This is a genomic window from Shewanella sp. 11B5, from assembly GCF_002836795.1.
Lineage (GTDB): Bacteria > Pseudomonadota > Gammaproteobacteria > Enterobacterales > Shewanellaceae > Shewanella > Shewanella frigidimarina.
The window spans coordinates 1-9,153 of record NZ_PJAP01000246.1; the positions used below are offsets into that span (position 1 = coordinate 1).

A 9,153-nucleotide genomic window follows, 5' to 3' on the forward strand; every position below is an offset into this window, starting at 1 on the left:
AAAACGAAGTAATTAATCTTTTTTAATTGGATCAGATAGCGCTTGACATATTATGTCTAGATGCTATCTTTACTCACAGACATAATATGTCAATTAAGGACGAATATGAACATCCATACTATTGCAGGTCACCTAAACGGACTGTGCGATCAAAGCAAAACCGGTTTTCAGTTTGATTGTTATCCAATTGACGGTGATGTTGAAGTGTTACAAGTCAATATTGTCGGCCGAGAAGAAATTCCGGTGTTTGTATCAGTAACTGACAACCAAATATTGTGTATCAGTTATTTGTGGGGCGAAAACGAAGTAAACCAGGCTCGCCGCGCTGAAATGTTTGAGACCATGTTAGAGCTCAACATTCCAATGCCATTATCATCGTTTGCCAAAATCGATGATAAATATGTGGTTTACGGTGCATTGTCTGTGCAATCAAGCATGGAAGAAATTGAACAAGAATTAGCAGTACTGTCAGACAACTGTCTGGAAGTCATCGACGAACTCGTCGAATTTTTAATTTAAGGAGCCAATTATGGGCATTCTAAACAAGATTCTTACAGCGTTTCGTGGTGGTGCAACTGAAGTTGGCCAAAATATCGTTGACGCAAACTCAACCCGAATTTTTGAACAAGAAATTCGTGATGCAGAAAAACATTTAACCCGCGCTAAACGTGAATTAACTGACGTGATGGCCAAAGAAATGCAGGCAAGCCGCGAAATTGATCGCCTAAAGCGTAGCGTTGTTGAGCACGAAGGTTATGTAACCCAAGCGTTAGATAAAGGTAATGAAGCTTTAGCGATTGAAATTGCTGAAAAGATTGCTCAGCTAGACGAAGAATTAGCTGAACAACAAACTGCCAATGACAGCTTTAGCTCACATGCAGTGCGTTTAAAAGATTTAGTGAAGAAGACTGAGCGTCAATTAAATGATTATCAACGTCAACTTACTATGGTTAAAACCACTGAAAGCGTGCAAAAAGCCACTGCGACTATCACAGACTCATTTGCATCAAGCAATTCAAAACTGCTTAACGCTAAAGATTCACTAGAGCGCATTAAAGCACGTCAACAGCAGTTTGATGACCGCCTAAAAGCGTCAGAAACATTAGCAGAAGAGAATAGCGATAAGTCATTACATGCCAAGTTAGCTGAAGCAGGTATTGGCGAGCAAAAATCGAATGCTAATGCTGTGCTAGATCGCATTAAAGCACGTAAAGGTTAAGCTATTATGGGATTTCTTAGCGGCCTATTCGGCAAAAAAGAAGCCCCGAAGCGTCAGCTTGACCATCCTAATAAACTGCTCAAGGGTGATATGATCACCTTTGATGACAGTTTTGCTTTGCCTACGCAATTGCGTGGGCAACAGCTTAAGGTTGAAGCTATTCATACCTATGAATACCAACGCTCGCAGCTTTGTGAATTCTTATTACGTGGCCATAGCGGCACCGCAATCTATTTATCCTACGTGCAAGAAGACGAATCCTACTTAAGTATTTCAATGAAAATCAATCGCGCTGTGGTTGAACAATTGTTTGATCTTGACGCATTTGCTGAAATATTTGAAGAACCAGGCAAAGCAACGCTGACATTGCAGGGGCTTCCAGCCGAGTTAGCAACAGAGTTCGATAAATGGCTCAGTGATGAATATCATCAAGTTGAATTTGCAGCTTTTGGTTACTTCCACCGTCAAGATTATCGCGATCTAAAGCCGCCTCAAAACGACGATGATGCTCGCGGCGAAGGTTTTGAAGGTTACAGTTTAGCCAATTCGGATGATACTCACGCACTTGATGTTGAAGTTTACGAAAGTGGAGACACTGAAGTGATGTTGACTTTATATCGCCCACTGACCGATATTAGAGAGTACTGGCCAGCAAGCTGATACAGGTAGGAGACGATTTTCTAATGAGTTCAGGTAAACCGTTACCAGAGAAATGGCTTAAAAACCAACAAGCTGCAAAAGCAACCCAAGTGGCTTTTGATCTGGATGAGAAGTTTCAATACTCAATCCGAAAAGAAGCCTTAGACAAAGGCGTCAGTCCTTCAGACCAAATCAGGACCATACTTGGACTATCTGTATCCAAACGTCCTAAGCGCCCTCGTTTAACGGTGTCATTAAATGCTGAAGATTATGTTATTTTAGCCCAGAAATACGGCTTAGAATCAGAGTCGCAGCTGGAAATCAAAAAGCGCGTATTAGATGATTTGGTTCACTTCGTAGATACTAAATCGTCAAAATAAATACCGTTGTCGGCACAGTACATCAACTAAAAACAACGCACTAGACACTTGTCTTGTGCGTTTTTTGTTATGATAAGCTCAATATCTTACCAAAGCCTCTCGGCGAACGAATGTAAACGGACTTAATATATGCTCGAATCTAAACGTTGGTCGATCAAAAATGTCGATGGTCCAAGCCCATTTGAACTCGCAATGATGGTGTTATCATTGGTCTCCGTGGTGATTGTACTCACCATTACGTTTGGTAATTTAGATGCTGAAACCAACAAAGTGTTGCTGTATATCGACACGACTATCTGCATGATTTTTATGACCAAGTTTTTCCATGGTTTATTCAAAGCACGTAATAAAGCCTTTTACTTTAGGCACCATTGGATAGACTTTGTTGCCAGCATTCCGGCCATTGAAGCACTGCGTATCGCCCGTATATTCCAAATATTAAGGGTTATTCGATTAATCCGCATGAGCCGGTCATTATTAATCCCGTTATTACGTCAGCGAAAACAATCTACATTAGCCAGTTTACTGGTGGCGATGGTATTAATTTTAGCCACTGCATCTGTACTTATTTTATTGGTAGAAAGCACAGAGCCTAGCGCCAATATCCAAACAGCAGAGCAAGCCATTTGGTGGGCATTAGTGACCATATCAACCGTCGGTTACGGTGACTTCTATCCCGTCAGTACTGTAGGACATATCATTGGGGGATTAGTGATCATTAGTGGTGTCAGCTTTTTCGGGGTGATATCTGGTTATATGGCATCTGTTTTCGTCGCACCAGATGAGCAAGAACGTAACGAAGCACAAGAGGCTCAAGCAGCGCATAAAGCGGAAATCAATACCAAGCTAGAACAAGCACTTGAGCGCATGGAACAAAATCAGCAGCAAATGATCGAAGAAATTGCCACTTTACGCAATCAACTCGGTAAACGTAAATAGCATTAGAAATATTGCACTACGATTTTAATTGCGACCAAAGGCAGTCACTTATTTTAGCTGTGTGGATGGTTGGTCTGTTACTCGTTAACGCAACATCGTTAGCGGGAAAAAGATGGTTTTAACATGCTTTATTATCCAAAATAAGGTTAACAATAAGCCCAAAGTAAGTCATTACTTTGGGCTTATTGTTGGCAACTATATAATGGTTAAGCTAACGTTTTACTCTCCCACCAGCTTCTGCCACCAAGATAATGATTTGCCACAATTGGCTACAGGATGATAGCTTGCGTCTAATGCAGGTAGGCCGATAATGTTGTCACAATTACCTTGTTTAGCCATACCTGTTGTACGATCAAAATAGCCATTAATCACCCCATTTACAGGCATCATTCGTAAACTAAGCGGTGGACGTTCATGTAAAAAGGCTTGATACACGGCCATTGCACCGCTACTGCCATACAGGCCCGTTTTACTGTTATCGTCTTGACCGACCCAAATAGCCGCTACGTTACGCTCATCAAATCCAGCAAACCAAGAGTCACGGCTATCATTACTGGTGCCGGTTTTACCCGCTAAACGAACCCCAGGAAATGCAGCCCCTAAACGCTTAGCCGTACCACTGCGCACCACTTGGTTCATTGCATATTGAACTAAGTAATCGGTTGCCGGATCAATCGCCATCGACGATGGCACCCGAGTCACTTCCAACGCTTGGTTTTGACTGTCTAATACCGCTGTAATAGATGATAACTTACGATAGCGACCTTCATCAGCAATGGTTTGATAAACTTGAGCCACCATTAATGGTGAGCCATTCACCGCACCCAACAACATCGATGGATAAGGGGATATGTCATCCCCCCAACCCGATTTTTTCAATGTAGCAGCAACCGTTTCAACGCCAACAGCCAAGCCAACATTAACAGTTGGAACGTTCATTGAATCTTTAAACGCGTTTAATAAAGGCACTTGACCACTGAACTTTTTATCCACGTTGTTAGGAGACCACGTTTTACCTTGCTCATTTTTAAGGGTGATCGGTTTGTCCTCGACGGGTGTGGCTAAAGTGAACTTATCTGCTTGGCGTAATGCGCTGGCATACACAAATGGTTTTATTAACGATCCAATTGGACGTCTAATTTCAACCGCGCGGTTAAACCCTTCATAACTTGGTTGTTTATCACCCACCATCGCAGCAATGCCGCCAGTATATTTGTCGGTAACAACCATACCAACTTGAACGTTTTTAGCCCGTTTATCGAGTGATGCCATGGTAGAAAGCACTGCTTTTTCTGCAGCTTCTTGGGCCATTGGATCGAGTGTGGTATACACTTTTACGCCCGACTGCTTCAGTAACGAATCGCCATATCGGTCGCGCAACTCTTGTTTTACCACAGCAAAAAACGCTGGTAACTTCTGGTGTACCGATTTTGTAGCACTGCGTAAACCTATCGGTGACTCTGCTGCAGCTTTATATTGGGCAACGGTTAATTTATCGCTTTCCATTAGCAGACGTAACACTAAATCACGGCGCTCTTGAGCTCGTTTAGGGTAACGCCACGGGTTGTAATAAGAAGGTCCTTTAATGACCGCAACTAAAAAGGCTTGCTGCGACACGGTCAGCTCACCAATAGGGCGACCAAAGTAGAATTGTGAAGCTAAACCCATACCATGCACACCACGAGCCTTGTCTTGGCCCATGTACACTTCATTGAGATAAGCTTCAAGAATCTCATCTTTGCTATAACGAAAATCAATAATCAATGCCATTATGGCTTCGCGAGCTTTACGAACAAGAGAACGTTCACTGCTTAAAAAGAAGTTTTTGGCTAACTGCTGGGTTAAGGTAGAACCACCTTGCACTGTACGGCCAGCAGTAATATTGACCACTGCAGCACGTGCAATCGCCAATGGGTTAACTCCAAAATGCTCATAAAAACTGCGATCCTCAACCAAAATAAGCGCATCGATGATCATCGAAGGCATCTCTGGCGTTCGCACAAATAGACGGTCTTCGCCATCGCCGGCAATAATGCGATCAAGTAATACTGGTTCTAAATGAAATACTGCTAATTCACGTTTGTCAGACATCCGCTTAACTGAGCTAACGCCTTCTGAGTCAAAGCTAATCATCACTCGCTGCTCGGCTTGATTGCCTTCGGGATGCAAAAAAGGTCGACGCCATAATTCAATGCGAGTGCTCGAAGCAGAAAATTCGCCAACTTGTCGTGGTTCGGACACTTTACGATAACCCAGTAACTTAAGCTCAGCCATTAACTGCGGATGGTTTATCGCAGCTCCGGGGTATAAAGCCATTGAACGACTAAACACTTGGGCAGGTAAATGCCACTTTTGGCCTTCAAATTTCTGTGCAATAATCTGGTCTAAATAAATCGCATAAAAGCTCACAACTGCAATACCAACGATTGATAATTTCCATGTGAGCGACCACAGTTTTTGCCACCAAGATGAGCCACTTTTTTTTGTGCTGGCTGAAGACTTTTTGGTTTTTTTAGTCATAAATAATGGTTTCGTTTTCCATATAACGCTGAAATAATTGCATGCTATTAATAAGCTAAATGGCTTATTTACACGCCTGGAGTTTTCTTTTTAGTAAATTTTGTTGCAACTGTATTCACTGGGTCGTCAGGCCATAAATGCCTAGGATAACGACCGCGCATTTCTTTTTTTACATCAATATATGGGCCTTGCCAAAAGCTGGCTAAATCTGCCGTAGCGGCTAATGGTCGTTGTGCTGGCGACAATAGCTCCATAGTAACCGTCATTTTCCCGTGTAATATTGTCGGGCTTTGCGCCATCCCTAACGCTTCTTGTAATCTTACACTGAGCAACGCACGGCCTTGTTGTTCATTGTTATGACAAAAGTGGCCGTCTGCATCTAGTGGCATCTGGTAACGGATGGGGGCACGAGTGCCTGTAGCCATCGGCCAATGTGTTGGCACTAATTGATCTAATAGCTGCTGCTGTTGCCAATTGAGTAAGTTTTTCACTAATCCATAAGCGCCAACTTTAGCTAATGCAGCCAATGAACGAATGTTGTCTAAATGTGGCCCCAGCCAATCTTCTAATGAAGCCAACAAGTAGTCGTCACTTAAACAAGGCCAATCATGTTCTGGAGTAAAGTGGCGCGCTAATTCAACCCGATATTGTAACTGGATTAACAACTCATCACGATTAAGGATTGTTAACCCTTTTATACGAATTTGTGCTAATAACGCGGCGGTAATATGTGCTCGTTCAGGTGTAATACCGGTGTCGATTTTAATGACAACCTCACCGATTTTGGTGTGTTTTTCAGCAAAGAAACGCCCTTTTGCTTCATCCCAACCACCGTGAATGTGAGTCGTCACTAACGAAGCAAGCTCTGCAGTAAACAAGCGTTCATCTAACCTTGCCGCAAGGTAAACTTGGCCAGCATTACGACCTTGAGTCTCTTGAAAGTCAGCAACCACTAACCAAGGTTCATGAGCCAAACTGTCTTCGGCATTGATCACCACACCCGTACCATTACTTAACAAAAAGCCTTCATGACCACGAGCTTTGGCAATACGATCAGGGTAAGCAAGTGCTAACAAATAACTAATATCACGAGTAGAAGCATTACGTATTGCTTCATTGACCTGTCCCGATATCGCCAAAGATTGTTGCCATTGCCTTACTTGCTGTTTAATCTGCCCCTGCAAAGCCTCGGTCAAATAATGATGAATATCAGCGCCTTTTTTCGGTAATCCACGGGCTTCAATAATGCCTGCTAATACGCAAGCCAGCAGGCAAAGTTGTGGCTGATTGTCGTGCAAGGCAAGTTGCTTAGCTTTAAGCAGCATATGCGCTAAGCGTGGATGGCAACCTAATGCATAAGCCTCTCGGCCAAGTGGCGTTAACTTATGTTGCTGGTCAATTAATTCCAGTTGAATAAGTAATCGCCAAGCGACTTGTTCATGGATCTGCGGTGGTGGTGTGAGCAGTGATAATTCAGCAAATGATTTAGCCCCCCAATTAGCACAATCAAGCGCCATCGAAGTCAGTTCTGCTTGCGTAATTTCAGGCTCATCGACTTTACGCATTCGCCCTTGTTCTTCTTGGCTCCACAAACGCACACAATAACCCGCTGCTAAGCGCCCAGCTCGGCCACTACGCTGAATAGCCGATGCCTGGCTAATGCGCTTAAGCCCTAAGCGTGTCACGCCGGTTTTAGGGTTAAAACTCGCTTCACGTCTATAACCGCTGTCTATAACAAGGGTGATGCCTTCAATCGTTAAACTCGATTCTGCCACATTAGTCGCGAGAACTATTTTACGTTTACCCGGTTCTGCTGCACGAATGGCTTGATCTTGCTCCGCTGACGACAAATCGCCATACATAGGACAAATAAGCCATGATGCATCTAAACGCTCACGCAATAATCCAGCTAATTTACGGATCTCACCTTTACCGGGTAAAAACGCCAAAACGCTGCCTTGTTGATATGGCGCTAGATTGGGATCTGAAATGGTATCGATAATCACGCGGGACATGTGTGTTAGCCACAACTGTTGTCCAGGGCAAGGCTGATAAGCAATCTCAACCTCAAAACTGCGGCCATCACTGTGTATTTGCGCAGCATCGGGCATTAACGTGTCTAGCGGTAAGCCAGACAAGGTGGCAGACATAGCAATAATGTGTAAATCGTCACGTAATGATTGCTGCACTTCCAATGCTAAAGCCAAGCCTAAATCAGTCGTAAGATGACGTTCATGTATTTCATCAAAAATAATCACATCAATCCCACTAAGCTCAGGGTCTTGTTGGATCATGCGGGTCAGAATACCTTCGGTGACAATTTCTAATCGCGTATCTGCACTGACTTTTGACTCACCGCGAACACGATAACCCACTTGCTGGCCAACATTTTGGCCCAATTGTTGGGCAATAAACTTGGCGACATTGCGGGCGGCGACTCGACGGGGTTCTAACATCAGAATTTTGCCACGAATTTCGGGCCAGGCTAACATCGCTAATGGTAATGCAGTGGATTTACCTGCACCGGTTGGCGCTTCGATAATGATGTGTGAATGGGCCGAAAACTGCACACGCAACGAGTCGAGTACCGCGTGAATCGGCAATGTCGTGGTCATCAATGATGGGTGCTGCTGCAAAACTTGTTTTGAGGTCAACGCGATTAACTTTTACGGCTATTTTCTGCGGCTCATTTTACCCACATTGTATCAAGGTGTCATTAATTGCCTATTTCACTGTCTATTTCACTACCTTTTTAACAAAGCAATTAACCGCTCTCAGTTATTGAGTTACTTTACTCACTCAACTTATGTTAACCAAGGAGTCCGTAAACCGTGTTGTAATTCAGCTAATCGTGTCGGTTTATTAATGGCATAGCCTTGCGCATAATCGACACCAATATTTTTCAGATATACACCAATGTCGGTGTTTTCAACAAACTCTGCGATAACTTCAAAACCCATGTCTTTCCCGAGCTGACATATCGCCGAAACAATAGCTTTATCACTGCGGTTTTCGCATAAATTCACCACAAATTGGCCGTCAATTTTAACGTAATCAACATCAAGACACTTTAAATACGCAAAGCTGGAAAAGCCAGAACCAAAATCATCTAATGCAATCTTACAACCAAATGGCCGTAACAACTCAATTAACCCAGTAGCTTGGTCTAATTGGCTTACCGCTGCGGTTTCGGTAATTTCAAAACATAATTTACTCACCAGCTCAGGTTCAACCATTAAGCGCATTTCGAGCCAAGTCATGAACTTATTGTCGGCAAGTGACATCGCAGACAAATTCACCGACACCATTGAAAGCTGTTCCCATATGGCTAAATTATTACCACCCCACTTCAATAAATTATCGATAACCCAACGGTCTACTCGAGGCGCTAAGTTGTAACGCTCAGCAGCAGGTAAAAACACCCCTGGCGATACATACTGGCCATCGCTTTGTACC

8 protein-coding genes are annotated in these 9,153 nt (G+C 43.4%); 5 read left to right on the forward strand and 3 right to left on the reverse strand.

The window, feature by feature from the left end:
- Positions 1-105 precede the first annotated feature (105 nt).
- From CXF78_RS03040 to CXF78_RS03060, 5 genes are all read left to right on the forward strand, one after another.
- On the forward strand, positions 106-519 hold the full coding sequence (locus CXF78_RS03040; protein ID WP_011638704.1) for a YjfI family protein: 414 nt from the start codon (positions 106-108) through the stop codon (positions 517-519).
- Positions 520-529: 10 nt separating this feature from the next.
- Positions 530-1,219, forward strand: coding sequence for a PspA/IM30 family protein (locus CXF78_RS03045; protein ID WP_011638705.1), 690 nt, complete (start codon positions 530-532; stop codon positions 1,217-1,219).
- A 6-nt stretch (positions 1,220-1,225) separates the two neighbouring features.
- Positions 1,226-1,879: a hypothetical protein gene (locus CXF78_RS03050; RefSeq protein WP_102035945.1), complete on the forward strand. Its 654-nt coding sequence runs from the start codon at positions 1,226-1,228 to the stop codon at positions 1,877-1,879.
- Between the two features lie 23 nt (positions 1,880-1,902).
- Positions 1,903-2,238 (forward strand): hypothetical protein, encoded by a 336-nt coding sequence (locus CXF78_RS03055; RefSeq protein WP_101085274.1) that lies wholly within the window; start codon positions 1,903-1,905, stop codon positions 2,236-2,238.
- A gap of 129 nt (positions 2,239-2,367) precedes the next feature.
- A complete protein-coding gene (locus CXF78_RS03060; protein WP_102035946.1) occupies positions 2,368-3,177 on the forward strand; it encodes a potassium channel family protein in 810 nt (269 codons plus the stop codon).
- Between the two features lie 219 nt (positions 3,178-3,396).
- Here the strand turns inward: CXF78_RS03060 and mrcB are convergent, their stop codons facing one another.
- The 3 genes from mrcB to CXF78_RS03075 all read right to left on the reverse strand — a co-directional run.
- Positions 3,397-5,697: a penicillin-binding protein 1B gene (mrcB, locus tag CXF78_RS03065; RefSeq protein ID WP_102035947.1), complete on the reverse strand. Its 2,301-nt coding sequence runs from the start codon at positions 5,695-5,697 to the stop codon at positions 3,397-3,399.
- A gap of 68 nt (positions 5,698-5,765) precedes the next feature.
- Entirely contained in the window at positions 5,766-8,312 is a 2,547-nt protein-coding gene (gene hrpB / locus CXF78_RS03070; protein WP_102035948.1) for an ATP-dependent helicase HrpB, read from the reverse strand.
- Between the two features lie 189 nt (positions 8,313-8,501).
- Positions 8,502-9,153: EAL domain-containing protein (locus CXF78_RS03075; RefSeq protein ID WP_145991361.1), on the reverse strand; the 652-nt coding region annotated here is incomplete at its 5' end.

Coding starts and splice junctions, on each gene's coding strand:
- CXF78_RS03045 (WP_011638705.1), top strand. CDS start 530: ATGGGCATTCTAAACAAGATTCTTACAGCGTTTCGTGGTGGTGCAACT.
- CXF78_RS03040 (WP_011638704.1), top strand. CDS start 106: ATGAACATCCATACTATTGCAGGTCACCTAAACGGACTGTGCGATCAA.
- hrpB (WP_102035948.1), bottom strand. CDS start 8,312: ATGACCACGACATTGCCGATTCACGCGGTACTCGACTCGTTGCGTGTG.
- mrcB (WP_102035947.1), bottom strand. CDS start 5,697: ATGACTAAAAAAACCAAAAAGTCTTCAGCCAGCACAAAAAAAAGTGGC.
- CXF78_RS03055 (WP_101085274.1), top strand. CDS start 1,903: ATGAGTTCAGGTAAACCGTTACCAGAGAAATGGCTTAAAAACCAACAA.
- CXF78_RS03050 (WP_102035945.1), top strand. CDS start 1,226: ATGGGATTTCTTAGCGGCCTATTCGGCAAAAAAGAAGCCCCGAAGCGT.
- CXF78_RS03060 (WP_102035946.1), top strand. CDS start 2,368: ATGCTCGAATCTAAACGTTGGTCGATCAAAAATGTCGATGGTCCAAGC.